We start from the raw sequence: 252 nt of genomic DNA on the forward strand, positions 1-252 counted from the left end.
TTTTTGACAGACCAATCTCTTTTGCTATTGTTCTGGCTCGAGCAGCCACCAACTCAGAATGTCCCAGGCCATGATCAGTATAATTGTGAACTTTTAAAGTAATTTCAGTTTGGTTAAGGAATTCCAAAACCAAATGATTCTTTTTAACTTCTTTAAGAGTCATAAAAATTTTCAGGCTGCGGGAATTAATAATTATCAAACTCTCACTATCATTTTACCAAATTTAATCCACCAGTTAAAGAAAAAAATTGG

The sequence above is a fragment of the bacterium genome (genome assembly GCA_030018315.1).
GTDB lineage: Bacteria > Hydrothermota > UBA3073 > JACQXS01 > JAGMCI01 > JASEGA01.